The organism is Haloferax volcanii DS2, assembly GCF_000025685.1.
GTDB lineage: Archaea > Halobacteriota > Halobacteria > Halobacteriales > Haloferacaceae > Haloferax > Haloferax volcanii.
On sequence record NC_013967.1, the window covers coordinates 2,641,338 to 2,656,578 of the forward strand.

The 15,241-nt window shown below is 60.9% G+C and carries 12 protein-coding genes, 1 tRNA gene and 1 pseudogene; 11 read left to right on the plus strand and 3 right to left on the minus strand.

Features of this window, described 5'->3' with window-relative positions; genetic code table 11:
- Positions 1-95 precede the first annotated feature (95 nt).
- On the minus strand, positions 96-1,121 hold the full coding sequence (locus HVO_RS18300; protein WP_004043054.1) for a succinylglutamate desuccinylase/aspartoacylase family protein: 1,026 nt from the start codon (positions 1,119-1,121) through the stop codon (positions 96-98).
- Between the two features lie 131 nt (positions 1,122-1,252).
- Between HVO_RS18300 and HVO_RS18305 the strand changes: the two genes are divergently transcribed.
- From HVO_RS18305 to HVO_RS18325, 6 genes are all read left to right on the plus strand, one after another.
- Entirely contained in the window at positions 1,253-2,614 is a 1,362-nt protein-coding gene (locus HVO_RS18305) for a putative ATP-dependent zinc protease (RefSeq protein ID WP_004043055.1), read from the plus strand.
- Between the two features lie 113 nt (positions 2,615-2,727).
- Positions 2,728-3,309, plus strand: coding sequence for a DNA-3-methyladenine glycosylase family protein (locus HVO_RS18310; RefSeq protein ID WP_004043056.1), 582 nt, complete (start codon positions 2,728-2,730; stop codon positions 3,307-3,309).
- 141 nt (positions 3,310-3,450) lie between these two features.
- The gene (locus tag HVO_RS18315; protein ID WP_004043057.1) at positions 3,451-5,436 is read left to right on the plus strand and encodes a 3-hydroxyacyl-CoA dehydrogenase/enoyl-CoA hydratase family protein; all 1,986 of its coding nucleotides are present in this window, start codon (positions 3,451-3,453) and stop codon (positions 5,434-5,436) included.
- An 86-nt stretch (positions 5,437-5,522) separates the two neighbouring features.
- A tRNA-Glu gene (locus HVO_RS18320) sits at positions 5,523-5,597 on the plus strand.
- Positions 5,598-5,754: 157 nt separating this feature from the next.
- Positions 5,755-6,909 (plus strand): tyrosine-type recombinase/integrase, encoded by a 1,155-nt coding sequence (locus tag HVO_RS20310; protein WP_004043058.1) that lies wholly within the window; start codon positions 5,755-5,757, stop codon positions 6,907-6,909.
- A 530-nt stretch (positions 6,910-7,439) separates the two neighbouring features.
- Positions 7,440-8,606 carry an ISH3-like element ISH51 family transposase gene (locus tag HVO_RS18325; RefSeq protein WP_013035157.1) on the plus strand — a complete coding sequence of 389 codons (1,167 nt, stop codon included), beginning with the start codon at positions 7,440-7,442 and terminating at the stop codon, positions 8,604-8,606.
- 179 nt (positions 8,607-8,785) lie between these two features.
- On the opposite strand, the pseudogene HVO_RS20645 reads toward HVO_RS18325, so the two are convergent.
- Positions 8,786-9,061: pseudogene (locus HVO_RS20645) on the minus strand (IS4 family transposase); the annotation flags it as partial.
- Between the two features lie 236 nt (positions 9,062-9,297).
- Here HVO_RS20645 and HVO_RS18330 point away from each other — a divergent pair.
- Both HVO_RS18330 and HVO_RS18335 read left to right on the plus strand, forming a co-directional pair.
- Entirely contained in the window at positions 9,298-10,401 is a 1,104-nt protein-coding gene (locus tag HVO_RS18330) for a tyrosine-type recombinase/integrase (RefSeq protein ID WP_004041397.1), read from the plus strand.
- 187 nt (positions 10,402-10,588) lie between these two features.
- Positions 10,589-11,758 (plus strand): ISH3 family transposase, encoded by a 1,170-nt coding sequence (locus tag HVO_RS18335; RefSeq protein ID WP_013035579.1) that lies wholly within the window; start codon positions 10,589-10,591, stop codon positions 11,756-11,758.
- Positions 11,759-12,327: 569 nt separating this feature from the next.
- On the opposite strand, the gene HVO_RS18340 is transcribed toward HVO_RS18335, so the two are convergent.
- Positions 12,328-13,326 (minus strand): IS110-like element ISHvo9 family transposase, encoded by a 999-nt coding sequence (locus HVO_RS18340; protein WP_013035031.1) that lies wholly within the window; start codon positions 13,324-13,326, stop codon positions 12,328-12,330.
- Positions 13,327-13,800: 474 nt separating this feature from the next.
- Between HVO_RS18340 and HVO_RS18345 the strand changes: the two genes are divergently transcribed.
- From HVO_RS18345 to HVO_RS18355, 3 genes are read left to right on the plus strand one after another with little or no spacing between them, the layout of a single operon-like run.
- A complete protein-coding gene (locus HVO_RS18345; RefSeq protein ID WP_004044644.1) occupies positions 13,801-14,076 on the plus strand; it encodes a helix-turn-helix transcriptional regulator in 276 nt (91 codons plus the stop codon).
- Positions 14,073-14,456, plus strand: a complete 384-nt coding sequence (locus HVO_RS18350) for a DUF7344 domain-containing protein (RefSeq protein WP_004044645.1) — start codon at positions 14,073-14,075, stop codon at positions 14,454-14,456. Before HVO_RS18345 ends, HVO_RS18350 begins: the two co-directional genes overlap by 4 nt.
- A complete protein-coding gene (locus HVO_RS18355) occupies positions 14,446-15,231 on the plus strand; it encodes an HNH endonuclease (RefSeq protein WP_004044646.1) in 786 nt (261 codons plus the stop codon). The genes HVO_RS18350 and HVO_RS18355 overlap by 11 nt, the downstream gene beginning before the upstream one ends.
- Positions 15,232-15,241: the final 10 nt, after the last annotated feature.

Below are 15,241 nucleotides of genomic sequence, written 5' to 3' on the forward strand. Positions count from 1 at the left end.
CGGGAAGGGGAGGGTATAGAACTTACGTGTATGGAGTTTCGTGAGGGTCGGCAAAAATCGCCGCCCCCGGGCGTCTCGGGTCGAGCCGAACGGTCTCAGCGCGTCGTTTCGGGGGAGCCGGACTGCTCGCGCTCGACGACGCGCCGCACCTTGTCTTTGAGTTCGACGAGGTGGCAAAGCGGGTTGCCGGGGTAGACGACCGGGTTTTCGAGGACGCCGACGAGCAGGCCCGTGAAGGGGGCGACGACCGTCACGTTGTCGTCCTTGAACGGGTTCGTAATCGTGCAGATGCGGTCGCCCTCGTGGACGAGCGCGCCGCGGTCGTGGTGCATGTCGACGATGCCGCCCGCGTCGGCGCGGAGCCACGTCTTCTCGTTTTCGTCGGAGATGACGGTGCGCCAGCCCGGCCAGTTGACCGTCGAGGTTCCTCGGAGGCCGTACTCGGCGAAGACGCTCTCGACGCCCGCCAGCGCCTCGTCGATGAGTTCGCGCTGGAAGCGGTGTGCCTCGCCCATCTCGACGGTGATGGCCGGCGTCCCGTTCGCGGACGACTCGGTTCGGAGCATCCCGCTGGACCCGGAGCTGTCGATGATGACGTGCGAGCCGAAGGCGTTGGCGAGGCGCGCGACCGCGGGGTCGGACATATCGGCGCGGACGTGGAGCATGTTGGTCCGCCCCCGCGTCGAGGTATGGAAGTCGATGCCGAGGTCGCAGGGCGCGATGAAGTTCTGGTAGATGCGGTGGGCCATCCGCTTGGCCCCCGTCGAGGTCTCGGAGCCCGGAAACGACCGGTTCAGGTCGCGGTCGTAGATGGGGAGATACCGCTGTTGGGCGAGAAAGGCCGGGACGTTCATCACCGGCATGCAGACGAGCGTGCCCGCGAGGTCCGCGAGGTCCCACTCATAGGCCACCTCGCGGACGACCTCGATACCGTTCAGTTCGTCGCCGTGAGCGGCGGCGGAGAGGAACACGGTCGGCCCCGGCGGCTCCCCGTTGATGATGGTGACGGGGATGCGAACCGGGTCCCCGAGATACGTCTCGGAGATGCCGTACCGGATGTCCTGTGTCTCGCCCGGCTCGACCTTCCCGCCGTTGTAGGTGAAGGCCTCGTTGTCGGCCATGTGATGCGATGGGAGGGCCGGGGTTATAAACGGTCGCGACGGACCGCCCGACGCCGTCCTCGCGGCTGCGAACCGAAGGCCTCCAACTCTCGACCGTCATGTCTTTGAAACCGGGAGGATATCAACTGAGTATGTCCACCACAGACGACGCCGTGCGTGTCGGCGTGCTTTCTCTGCACAACAGTAAGGAGACGAAGGCAATCCTCAACGCGGTCGAAGACCTCGGTCACGAGCCGGTGTGGCTCCGTCGAGAGAACGCGGCGGTCAGCATCGAAGACGGCGAGGTGACAGTCGAGCCTGAGGTGGACATCATCGCGAACCGACTGCTCCTGTCGAACACCGAGGAACCCGCCGAACTCCTCGGGCTGGCGACGACGTTCAACCGCATCCGACCGATGCTCAACGAGCCGGACGCGGTTCTCGCGGCCATCCACAAGTTCGCCACGGCCGCGACGCTCGCCAACTGGAACATCCAGGTACCCGACGCGCTGCTCGCGCTCTCGAACGACCGGCTCAACAAGGGCCGCGAACGCTTCGGCGACGTGGGCGTCTACAAGTCCGCCATCGGCACCCACGGCGGCGGGACGTGGAAGGTCGACCTGACCGAGCCCGTCAACCCGAAGGTCGGTAACCGGCAGGCGTTCCTCCAGAGGCTCATCGACCGCGACGGCGACCGCCACCGCGACCTGCGCGTCTACATCGTCGACGGCGACATCGTCGGCGCGATGTACCGCTACGCCCCGGAGGGCGACTGGCGGACCAACGTCGCCCTCGGCGGCGACGTGCTCGACGCGACCGACGAGATGCCCGATGAGGCCAAGCAGACGGCGCTCTACGCCGCCGAAGTGATGGAGATGGACTACGTCGGCGTCGACCTCGTCGAGGGCGACGACGGCTGGTTCGTCCTCGAAGCCAACCCGACGGCCGGCTTCAAGGGCCTCTATCAGGCGACGGGCAAGAGCCCCGCACCGCACATCGCGAAGCTCGCAATCGAGCGCGCGGGCGGCGAGGCCGACGAGACGCGCGTCGAGGAGTTGTCGGCGACGCTCGACGACTCCGTCCCTTCGTGTGCCCCCAACGAGTCACCCATCATCGACGGCGAAGCGCCCCTCATCGGCTACATCGAGGAGGTCGTCGTCAACGGGACCAGCGGCTCCCAGCAGACCCTCGCGAAGTCCGACACCGGCGCGACCCGGACGAGCATCGACACGAGCCTCGCCGCCGAAATCGGCGCGGGGCCCATCAAGAGCATGACGCGCGTGAAGTCCGGGAGCCTCAAGAGCGGGAAGGCCCGCCCCGTAGTCGACCTCGTCATCGGTATCGGCGGCACCCAGCACACCGTGACCGCCAGCGTCGAGGACCGCTCGCACATGGACTACCCGCTGCTGCTCGGTCGCGACATCCTCGAACACTACCGCGTCGACGTGCGCCGCCGCGCCAACGCCGACCGAAACGACAGCGACGACGAGGAAGAAGAGCTCCTCGAAGAGTAAGCCGGCCCGCCACACCGGACCACCAGCGCGGCCACCGCCGTCGAAGATGGGCGACCGCATCCGAGCACCCGAGACACGCGCACTTTTCTCTCCGACGACCCAACCACGAGTCGATGAGCGACGACGCCTACCGAGAACTCCGTGCGGACCCGAACCTCGGCGATGTGGTCGACGAACACGGCCCGCTCTCGCTCGACCCCGCCGACGACCCCTTCGAGCGACTGGTCGTCTCGATTGTCAACCAACAGCTCTCGACGACCGCGGCGGCGACGATTCGCGACCGCCTGTTCGACCGCGTCGAGGTCACCCCCGAGGGGATACTCGCCGTCGACGAGGATGTCCTGCGCGACTGCGGCCTCTCGAACCAGAAAGTTGGCTACGTCCGCAACGTCGCCGACGCGTTCCGAGACGGCCTGTCGGCCGAGTCGTTACGAGAGATGGACGACGGCGAGGTCGTCTCGGCGCTCACCGAGATTCGCGGCGTCGGTGACTGGACCGCCAAGATGTTCCTCATCTTCGTGCTCGCCCGCGAGGACGTGTTCCCGGTCGAGGACCTCGGGATTCGTCGCGGGATGGAACACGTCTTCGGGTTCGAACAGGACGCCGTCTCCCGCGGCGAGATGCGCGAGCGCGCCGAGCGATGGGCACCCTATCGAAGCTACGCCAGCCGGTATCTCTGGCGGTGCGTGGACTAACTTCAGCTGGGTGGAAACGGAGTCTAGTCCGAGTAATCGATACACTGCACCCACGTAGACCGCCAATCGAATAAACACAATCTGAGTTTACATTTCACGCGAGGGAAACGTTGAAACCGCGACGCAGTGTAACGTTCTTCCATGAACGTAGATGACGTCGACAGTATCACCGTGCTCGGAGCGGGCAACATGGGCCACGGCATCGCGGAGGTCGCGGCCCTCGCCGGCTACGACGTCGTCCTGCGCGACATCGAAGACGAGTTCGTCCAGCAGGGCTACGACAAAATCGAGTGGTCGCTGAACAAACTCGCCGAGAAGGACCGACTGTCGCAGGACGACGCCGACGCCGCGCTCGCCCGCGTCTCGACCGCGGTGGACCTCGGCGAGGCCGTCGCCGACGCCGACGTGGTCATCGAGGCCGTCCCCGAGAAGATGGCCATCAAAAAGGAGGTGTACGCCGAGTTGGAGGAGTACGCCCCCGACCACGCGGTGTTCGCCACCAACACCTCCAGCCTCTCCATCACCGAACTCTCCGAGGTCACGGAGCGCCCCGAGCGCTTCTGCGGGATGCACTTTTTCAACCCGCCGGTCCGCATGGACCTCGTCGAGGTCATCTCCGGCGCGCACACCGCCGACGAGACGCTCGACCTCGTCGAAGACCTCGCCGAGTCGATGGGCAAGACGCCCGTCCGCGTCCGTAAGGACAGCCCCGGCTTCATCGTGAACCGCATCCTCGTCCCGCTGATGAACGAGGCCGCGTGGATTGTCCACGCCGGCGACGCGACGATGGCCGAAGTGGACGCCACGACGAAGTACGATATGGGCCTCCCGATGGGGAGTTTCGAACTCGCCGACTACGTCGGCATCGACGTGGGCTACCACGTCCTCGAATACATGCACGAGGTGCTCGGCGACGCCTACGAACCGTGTCCGCTCCTCTCGGAGAAGGTCGAAGAAGGCGACCTCGGCCAGAAGACTGGTGCGGGCTTCTACGACTACGAGGACGGCGCGGGCGCTGAAATCCCCCACGACGAGGGGAGCGAAGCGGTCAAGAACCGACTCCTCGGCGTCATGGCGAACGAGGTCGCCGGTCTCGTCGGCAACGACGTGGCCGACCCGGCCGCCATCGACCGCGCGGTCAAACTCGGCGGACGCTTCCCCGACGGCCCGGCGAAGATGGCCGACAGCGCCGGCATCGCCGCCCTCGTCGACGCCCTCGACGAACTCCACGACGAGACCGGCGAAGCGCGCTACGAAGCCGTGGAGTACCTCCGCGACCTCGCCCAGTCGGGCGAGGGCTTCTACGGCGACGGCGGCGAGGACGAATCCGGCGACGCTCCCGCGTTCGACGCCATCGCCGTCGAGGTGCGCGACGGTGTCGGCCACATCACCCTCGACCGGCCGCACCGACTCAACACCATCAGCGTCGAACTGATGGACGAACTCTCGGAGGCAATCGACCTGTGTGCCGACGACGACGAGGTTCGAACCGTGCTCCTCACGGGAGCCGGCGACCGCGCGTTCTCCGCCGGTGCCGACGTGACCAGCATCGCCGCGGGCGGCGGCGACCCCGTCGAGGGCGTCGAAATCTCGCGGAAGGGCCAACAGACGTTCGGAAAGCTCGAGGAACTCGACAAGCCGGTCGTCGCCGGCATCGACGGCTTCTGTCTCGGCGGCGGGATGGAACTCGCCATGTGCGCCGACCTCCGCATCGCCACGGAGCGCTCCGAACTCGGCCAGCCCGAGCACGACCTCGGCCTCCTTCCCGGCTGGGGCGGCACGGTCCGCCTCCAGCGCATCGTCGGCACCGGCCGCGCGAAGGAGATTATCTTCAGCGCCGACCGCTACGACGCCGAGACGATGGCCGACTACGGCTTCGTCAACGAGGTCGTCGAGAACGACGACGACTTCGAAGAACGGGCCTTCGAGTACGCGAAGCGGTTCGCACAGGGTCCGCCGGTCGCCCAGCGCTACACCAAGCGCGCCATGCACAACGGCTGGGAAGACACTGATTCGGGACTGGAAGTCGAAGCGCAGGCGTTCGGTCTGCTGTTCACCACCTCGGACTTGATGGAGGGCGTCGCCGCCTTCACGAGCGACCGCGACCCCGAGTTCACGGGCGAGTAACCGGCCGTCGTGGGAGGGTTCCTCTCACTCACCCACGATGGAACGCAACGCTTAAAATAGTCCAACGACCACTCGTGAATGCAGACGCTCGGTTGGTGTAGTCCGGCCAATCATCTTGGCCTTTCGAGCCGAGGACCAGGGTTCAAATCCCTGACCGAGCATCTCAAGGCTTCTACCGCCTGTTTTTCCGTGGTCTAGGAGAAACAGCAAATGGTCCATTTAGGCCAAACACGTTCGTCGTACCGTTCCCGTAGCACCGTTGTTCCCCCTTGTAGACGGTCGTCTGTTGCCACAACAGGGGTTTGGAGGCGACAGTAGATGCCGTCTAAATCCAATGAAGGGGCCAAGGAGGATACAGACGGTGAGACAGCCAAAGTCTGTAAAGCGCCCCTTGTGACTGAACCTGCCCGAAAACAGCTGAATCAAAGACAGGTTGTAGACTACAAAGAAGAAAGGCGGTCATTGTTAACGTGGCTTCGAGACATAGGAAAGAACCCGTCACGGGGGAAGGGCTATGCATCAGATACAGTCTACAACCGTGCTTATCGCATCGATGCGTTCTACCGATGGGTTTGGGAATTTGAAGGGGCCTACACAACCACCCTGACGACGGACCATGCTGATGCCTACTGTCGTGAGTTACTTGCGGGTGACTACTCGGATAACCACCGTGCAAACACACAGAAAGCCCTCAAATCCCTATTCAAGTGGCGTCAATACCAACGTGGGGGTGACAAGTGGGAACCTACGATAACCCTCACAGGCGCACCACCCTCACGACAGCCTAAGGATTTCTTTGAAAAAGATGAACGAACAGCATTGCGGGAAGCCGCCTTAGAATATGGTACTGTTCCACACTACAACAGCCTTAGTGCTGATGAACGTCAGATATGGAAACGACACTTGGCCCAACGGTTCGGTATCCCCGTTGAAGGCGTCAATGCGGATACGTTTGAACGGGCAAATGGCTGGAAAATACCGTCCTTGGTACAAGCTACGTTAGACGGTGGGCTTCGACCGAAGGAAGTTGGTCGGGCAAGAGTGTCGTGGGTCGATACGGACAATAACGTCCTCCGTATTCCACCCGAGGACGCTACAAAGAGCAATGACTCTTGGACGGTCGCAATCCGACCACAAACGTCACAAGCACTACAACGGTGGATTGGTGAACGAGAGTGCTATGACAAGTATAGTGGAACAGACAGATTATGGCTAACAAGAGAGTCAAATCCATACGGTTCTACCTCCCTGAATCGACTCTTAGAAAATCTGTGTGAACAAGCTGAAATTGATACCACACACAGGGACCTAAGTTGGTACTCAATTCGGCATAGTGTCGGTACACTCCTGACTAACGAACGTGACTTAGAAGCCGCAAGAGTACAATTGCGTCACCAGTCACGGACAACGACCATGAAGTATGATTCTGTATCGACTGACGACAGACGAGACGCATTAGATAGAATCGGATAGTCCTCACTCTTTTTTCTTTTATAAGGACCAAGTACAGTAGATGTTAATGTAGAAAGCTTCCTTGGAGATTGAGATTGTGATAGATATGGTTCAACGGTTCGTCCTCGAAATACTTTCAGCATTTCTCGTCCTCACGTTGAACCGTTCCCGCAAACAGCACAGTACAAATCACAACGTATCTGATAGGTGGAATTGTGACCGCCCTCGGGTGGGGTAGGGTTTTATGAGCCGATTTTGCTGTCTAGCGATATTGGGGAATTTATTGCCGCATTGTTTGTTAGGCGGATTGGGATTATTTAACATCGATTAGAAATCCGTCGAGTGGGGTTCTAGTGGTGACTACCCTTGGGGTTTTGTCTCCAAGATGGTGGTTAGCTACTCTAAATATAACCAGTACCAAATTTTGCAAACAAATTGAATAGCTATCAAAATTATTAAATAATTTGGAATCGGTGATAAACCTCCGCCGTATATTACGATTCTCAGTACCTCACAAAGCCGTTTAGTTAGAAGGTCTGCTTGCTGAAGATGTGTCCAACAACCAGCAAACAGACGATGAAATCCACGAGGACCAGCTCCTTAACTTCCTCGTCAACTCTCTTGACGAGGAAGTTGCTCTCTCACTCGCTGAAAACGCTGAACTCGATGCTGAAGACATCTACGAGGTCCTCGTCGGCGCCTGCGCCGACGGGACCTCGGTCTCTACACTCTGCAAGAGAAGCGAAGATGCACCTCACGAAAACTCGGTTCTCTACCATCTCCGCACCAAGTTCGACCTCGAGACGCTCGAACAAATCGGGAACACGCTCCTCCAGAAAGACGTTCTCGACGTCCTTCCCCAGCAGGTGGAGGTCTGCGCAGACCTCCACCTGCGGCCCTACTACGGCGACGAAGACGATACAGACGGCCTGTATCACTCACAAGCGAAGCGTGGAACCACCGCGTTTCACGCGTACGCGACACTGTACGCACGCGTGAAGAACAAACGCTACACGCTGGCGGTGCGCCGTCTCGAAGACGGCGACACCGCCAGCAGTGTCCTCGCAGAGTTCCTCGGTATTCTCGACGGCCTTGACCTCGGTGTCAAGGCCGTCTATCTTGACCGCGAATTCTACGACAGCAAGTGTTTGACGCTGCTTCAGGCGCACAACCACGCCTACGTCATGCCGATCGTCCGCTGGGGACGGACGATCAAGCGAGAACTCTCAGAAGGGTGGAGTCGCGTGATTCAGCACAGTCTGACAGCGAAACTCGACGGTCACAGCTGGACCGTCGAGTTTCCCGTCTACATCGACTGTACCTACCAGAACGGACGGTACGACGAACATGGCGTGGCGCGTCACGGCTACGCCGCTGACGCGCCGTTCATCGACTCACCACGGGACGCTCGATACCACTACGCGAAACGCTTCGGTATCGAGGCAAGCTATCGACTCTCCGAGCAAAGTATCGCGACGACCTCGACACAAAATCCGGTCGTACGGCTGTTGTACGTCGTGGTGAGCCTGCTGTTACAGAACGTCTGGCGGTATTTGCACTGGGAGTACGTGGCGACGCCCCGCCGTGGGGGGCGTCGCCTCTGGGAGTGGTCGTTCAAGGAGTTCATCAATATGGTCCGTCGAGCAGCGTGGACGGCCCTCGCGGTGCGTCGGGCCGTCCCCGCGAACCGACCACCAGACGACCGGTTCCACCGGTAACTCCCGACCGGGCTAGCCAACAGTGGGAGTGGCGACGCTGTCGCGTCGGCGGCAGCCGCCGCCGACAGCGACGGCTCTCCGCCGATCCGTCCATGATTCTGTCGTCGAGACCGCCAATGCAACCGCTCGGCCACAGAATTCAGGCTTCAGAGACAGCTAGGCGAGGATGCTTTGTGAGGTACTGATCCTGGTTCGAACCAGTCGTGGAACGATGCGTAGGAGAGTTCGTCACAGTCAGCCATCTCGACGTAGCGTTCGAGAAATGCTTGGAGAGAGCGGTCTGAGCCAGCAGCGAAGCCAAACGAGAGTGTGTAGAACAGCGCAACGATGTCGAATTTCCGCTCTCGTTGGACGAGATTCGTTGCGCGAGCGCGCTCGCGCAACTCATCGGAGGGAAACGCTCTTTGAATCCGGTCAACAACTACCGAGTCCGGTGGTGAGTACACATCATCCACCGGGTTCTTCAACCGGGTAGTTGCGACGATATCTAATCAACAAACAGCGACCGCATTCTCTGCTAAACTAGAACGCATGGGTCGTGAACAGAGCGATGATAGCCAATGTTTCAGGCCAAGCCGATTCACTCGACTCGACGAACCCGACGCCGTCTTGCGATTAGCCTTTTTGTCCCGCCAAGTAGATTCGCCGGGTTTGCCCGGAACCGCAGGTACGGCCGCCGGAGGCGGCGTTCATGAGCGATCTGGACGAACTCCCGGTCGTCACCGACGCCTCGAAGGAGTACTTGAACCCCCGCCAGTTGCTCGACTACCGAGCCGAACGAGAGGCGTGTCTCGACTGGCTGCTCACCTTCGGGAAGAAACCGGACGAGGCGAAGGGCTACGCGCTCGGGACCATCAAGACGGGTGCCTACCGGATGGACCGGTTCTACCGGTTCGTCTGGGAGGACGAGGGCGGGTACACCGCGAACGTCACCCACGAGCACGCCGACGCTTGGATGAAACACCTCGCACGCGGGAACTCGGGCGCGGCACACAAACGCAACTGCCAGAAGTCGATCAAGCGCCTGTTCAAGTGGCGGCAGCACGAGCACGGTCTCGGGGAGTGGACACCGGACATTACGTTCGCCGCGGACTCCAGCACGAACCCCCGTGACTACTTAACGCGCGAGGAACGCGCGAGTGTGCGCGAAGCCGCGCTCGAATACGGATCCGTCCCGAACTACGATGGTCTCGCTCCGGCCGAGCGAGACCGGTGGAAGCAGTACCTCGCCCAGCGGTTCGAGAAACCGAAGTCCGAGGTCACGCCGGACGACTGGGACCGAGCGAACGGGTGGAAGGTCCCGTCGCTCGTCTGGACGAGCCTCGACGCCGGGCTCCGACCCATCGAGGTAGAACGCTCCACGGTCGGTTGGGTCGATACGGACAACGCGGTCCTCCGGATTCCGAAGGAGGAGAGCTCGAAGAACCGAGATCACTGGGTCGTCGGCCTCACGTCCAGGACCGCGCAGGCGCTCGACAACTGGCTCGAAGAGCGCGAGACGTACCCCGAGTACGACGACACGGACGCGATCTGGCTGACGCGGAAGTCGAACCCGTACGGCACGGCCACGCTTGCATACCTGCTGCGGCAGCTGTGTGACATCGCCGGAATCGACACGACGCACCGGAAGATGTCGTGGTACGCGATCAGACACTCCGTCGGGACGTACATGACCCGGGAGGAGGACCTCGCGGCGACGCAGGCACAGCTCCGCCACAAGAGCCCCGAGACGACGATGAAGTACGATCAGGTGCCGGTCGAGGATCGTCAGGACGCCTTAGATCGGATGGGGTAGCTGTAGATGACGGCACTGGCAAAATGTCTCTGCAATAACTGAGGTGCGCTGTTATTCCAAAGCGCTCCCACCTTGGCAGCGCAGACGTGAGTCAACCGTAAGTTTCCCTCGGGACCCCCCCGAGACCCCTGCGGAAGACTCAGTACATCACAAAGCCTGTTAGTTGAGACGTCTGCTTGCTGAAGATGTGTCCAAGCAACCACAGCAAGCAGACGATGAAATCCACGAGGACCAGCTCCTTAACTTCCTCGTCAACTCTCTTGACGAGGAAGTTGCTCTCTCACTCGCTGAAAACGCTGAACTCGATGCTGAAGACATCTACGAGGTCCTCGTCGGCGCCTGCGCCGACGGGACCTCGGTCTCAACGCTCTGTGAGAGAAGCGAAGATGCACCCCACGAAAACTCCGTTCTCTACCATCTCCGCACTAAATTCGATCTAGAAACGCTCGAACAGGTTGGCAACATGCTCCTCCAGAAAGACGTTCTCGACGTCCTTCCCCAGCAGGTGGAGGTCTGCGCAGACCTCCACCTGCGGCCCTACTATGGTGACGAAGACGACACGGACGGCCTGTATCACTCACAAGCGAAGCGTGGAACCACCGCGTTCCACGCGTACGCGACGCTGTACGCACGCGTGAAGAACAAACGCTACACGCTGGCGGTGCGCCGTCTCGAAGACGGCGACACCGCCAGCAGTGTCCTCGCAGAGTTCCTCGGTATTCTCGACGGCCTTGACCTCGGTGTCAAGGCCGTCTATCTTGACCGCGAATTCTACGACAGCAAGTGTTTGACGCTGCTTCAGGCGCACAACCACGCGTACGTCATGCCGATCGTCCGCTGGGGACGGACGATCAAGCGAGAACTCTCGGAAGGGTGGAGTCGCGTGATTCAGCACAGTCTGACGGCGAGACTCGACGGTCACAGCTGGACCGTCGAGTTTCCCGTCTACATCGACTGTACCTACCAGAACGGACGGTACGACGAACATGGCGTGGCGCGTCACGGCTACGCCGCTGACGCGCCGTTCATCGACTCACCACGAGACGCTCGATACCACTACGCGAAACGCTTCGGTATCGAGGCAAGCTATCGACTCTCTGAACAAAGTATCGCGACGACCTCGACACAAAATCCGGTTGTACGGCTGCTGTACGTCGTGGTGAGCTTGCTGTTACAGAACGTGTGGCGGTATCTGCACTGGGAGTACGTGGCGACGCCCCGCCGAGGCGGGCGTCGCCTCTGGCAGTGGCCATTCAAGGAGTTCATCAACATGATCCGGCGGGCAGCGTGGACGGCCCTCGCGACGCGTCGGGCCGTCCCCGCGAACCGGCCACCGGACGACCGGTTCCACCGGTAACTCCCGACCGGGCTAGCCAACGGTGGGAGTGGCGACGCTGTCGCGTCGGCGGCAGCCGCCGCCGACAGCGACGGCTCTCCGCCGATCCGTCCATGATTCTCTCGTCGAAACCGCCAATGCAACCGCTCGGCCACAGAATTCAGGCTTCAGAGACAGCTAGGCGAGGATGCTTTGTGAGGTACTAATGCTGCCTTTGAGGACTGGGTTCGGCGGGAAATCAATCTGTCCGATTTCAACACTGACCTGTAATTCTGTGGGAGACAGATCTTTGACTCCATTGGCTCTGTTGGATTTTTCGACCAGAGATAGGATTTCGCCGTCGTGAAGGATACATCTCTCTATTCACCTATGGAAATTCTGCTGGCTCAACTAACCACCGCTGGCGATAAAGTTGTTCGCACGATCTAGCTTCTCTAGTCCCTCAACGACGAGAAACCACTAGACAACGTGGTGATTGAGACCTCCACAACCGGTAGGCGGTCGGAACGAGTCTTGCTAGAGCTGTCGCTTACGCTGGCCTCATCCGGCCACTGAGGAACGCCGGTCCGGCGTTCCTCAGATTCCCTTCTTCAGGCGCTCACCCCCGGTGGATCGTAGACTTCCTCTCGGACGAGCATGTAGTACATCGAGACGAGCAGTTTTCGTGCCGTCGCGACGATCGCTTTTTTCGAGTTCATTCGACGATTCAACCGGTGGAAGAACGTGCTTAGATACGCGTCTTTACACGTGTACACGGCTGAGTACGCACTCTGAACCAAGATCCAGCGAACTCGTCCTGAGCCGCGTTTCGAGATACCACCCTCGATCCGCGAGTCACCGGACTCGCGGATCGTCGGGTTCAGTCCCATGTAACTCACGACCTCTTTGTGGCCGTCGAACCGATCGATCTCACCCAGTTCAGCGTAGACCAGCAACGCGGAGTAGTAACTGACACCGGGGATGGTCATCAGCAGCTGGGTCTCCTTCAGAGACCCAGCGCGCTCCTCAATCGCCGCTTCCAACTGAGTCATCTGCTCGGTTAGCGTCTCGACCACGTCGAGATACGAGTCCAAGAGACTGTCCCACGGAGACGGGAGCGAGAGTTCCCGGAGGAACTCTCGTCCCTCGACACTCAGCGGTTTTACCGTCTGAGTGATGCCGTTATCGGCGAGCAAGCCGTGGATTTTGTTGGCGAACTTGGTCCGATCTTCGACCAAGGTCTGTCGCCCGCGCACGAGTGCGCGGGCTTCCCGAATCTCGTCGGTAGGAACGTAACTCTGCGGAACAGAGTTCAGCCGGAGCAGCCGCGCGAGTTCTTTCGCGTCGACGCGGTCGGTTTTCTTGTCTGACCGAGCGATGAGCGTCAGTTTGCCTGGATGAGCGACGGTTACGTCCAAGTACTCCGCGAGAGTATCGTAGACGTGGTAGTAATTGCTGGTCGCCTCGATTACTGCACGAGAGCCAGCGTATCGCTGAGCGAGGTCGTCGAGGTTCGCGTTTTTGACGCGAACCTCTTCGACAATCTCGCCCTCGAGGTCCATTACTGCCACCTGTGCGTATCGTTTGTGTAGGTCGATTCCGAGGTACATGGTTCGTTCCTCCGGGATAGGACGGCGGTGCGTGAATCAGAAATTCACCTATGCGGGCTTTCCCGGATGCCGCCAGGAGCGGCATCCGGGCTGTGACGCCCATAACTCGGCTTCTTTCGCACTCGGACCAGTCAGCACCACGTGCTCTAGCGCACGGAATACAGCTCGGTCTCTTGCGTCCCATAATTGATTCACGCTCCGATGGGATAGCAGAATTTCCATCAAGTCAGCACACCCCTCCGATCAACCCTGAAAACATCACCAGACCACCTGACTATAGGTCTCGACTAAGCGACGACGGCCGTCCCACAAGTACGGGTCTTGAAATGACTGTTTGGCTTACCACTCACTAATTATACAAATAGTTTTTAGACTTCATCCAGTATCCTGAGACGGCGTGAAACCGCCACCCGGTGGTGCAACACCGGGCAACAGGTGCTGCCTCAGATGACAGCAAGAGACACTAATCGTGTCTTGAGTGATAACTCTGACCCTCGGTCGGTCGAGGGCGCGGAGATCGTCACCGAACACGATACACGAAGCAGACGAATCGTCCGACACGCGCGGGAGAACGGCGGGACGACGACCCGCAGAGACCTCGTTGCGAAGACGGATCTCACCGCGAGTGAACTCGGAGAACGCCTACAAACGCTCGAAGACGGAGGGTACGTAGACCAGATCAGCGACGGGGACCACGAACTGGTCGTGCTGACGTTCCGCGGGGAACACCTCGCCGGAGGGTACCGATGAGCGACGCCGAGCACGCGTACGCCATCCCCATGGACCCCGACGACGCGTTCCGGGCAATCTCGAACAGCAGGCGTCGCCAGGTGATCCTCTCGCTCGCACAGTCCGAGAGCGCGCTCACGGCGTCGGAACTCGCCGTGGAGATCGCGGCGATCGAGAACCTCGTCGATCCGTCCGAGGTAACGAGCGAGCAGCGGACCCGCGTCTACGTCTCGCTGGTCCAGTCTCACCTTGAGACGCTCGACCGGGCGGGCGTCGTCGAGTACGACGAGCGGGGGAAGCGAGTCTCGCCGACCGACGCCACGGAACCGGTCGCCGGACACGTCCGCCGGATCACGACGGCGTGTTACAGGCCGGACGCGGGGAGGGGCGATGAGTCGTAGCGACGGGTACCGAACCTTCCCGACGAGCGTTCGGAGAGAAATCCTGAAGCGGGACGATTTCCAGTGCCAGGTCTGCGGACGCCTCGGCCCCGAGCGCGGCGGGAACATCGACCTCGAAGCGCACCACATGCGGGAGGACCCCGAGTACGTATATCGGGACCACGCGGACAACGGCACGACGATGTGCATCCCGTGTCACCACCTGATCACCCACCGGACGACGGCCGACGACCTCCTGTTCGCCCTCGACGACGTCGCCGCCGAGGTCAACCTCCTGTACAAGGACATCGAGATCCTCGTGTACCTGTACGAGCACGGCCCCGCGACGACGAGCGAGATCCGCGAGGCGACGAGCGGTTCCGCCCGGACGTCGATCATCGAGCGGCTCTGGACGCTGATGTCCGTAGACAGAGACGTCGATTCCCTCGACGGGCCGCTCATCGACAAAGACCTCGACACGGACGAGTGGGGGTACCCCGACGACATCGGTCGGACCGTCCGCGGACGCGTCCCCGAGGGAGAAGAGGAGTTAGTCAACCGGTTGCGGGACGAACTGCTCCGGCGGCTCCTCGATGCAGGCGTGAACCGATCGACCCTCGCGCTGTTCTTCGGTCGTTCTCGGAGAGCCACCTTCTACATCGCCAAGCGGGCCGGAGCGATCCGGGTCCCGTTCGACGACGAGTCTCACCCGGACGCGCTGATGGACGAAGACGAGTTCGACCGGGTGGTCGATGGGATGGAACGATTGTTCAGGGGTAGCGACCGGTCGAGATGACCGGTAATTG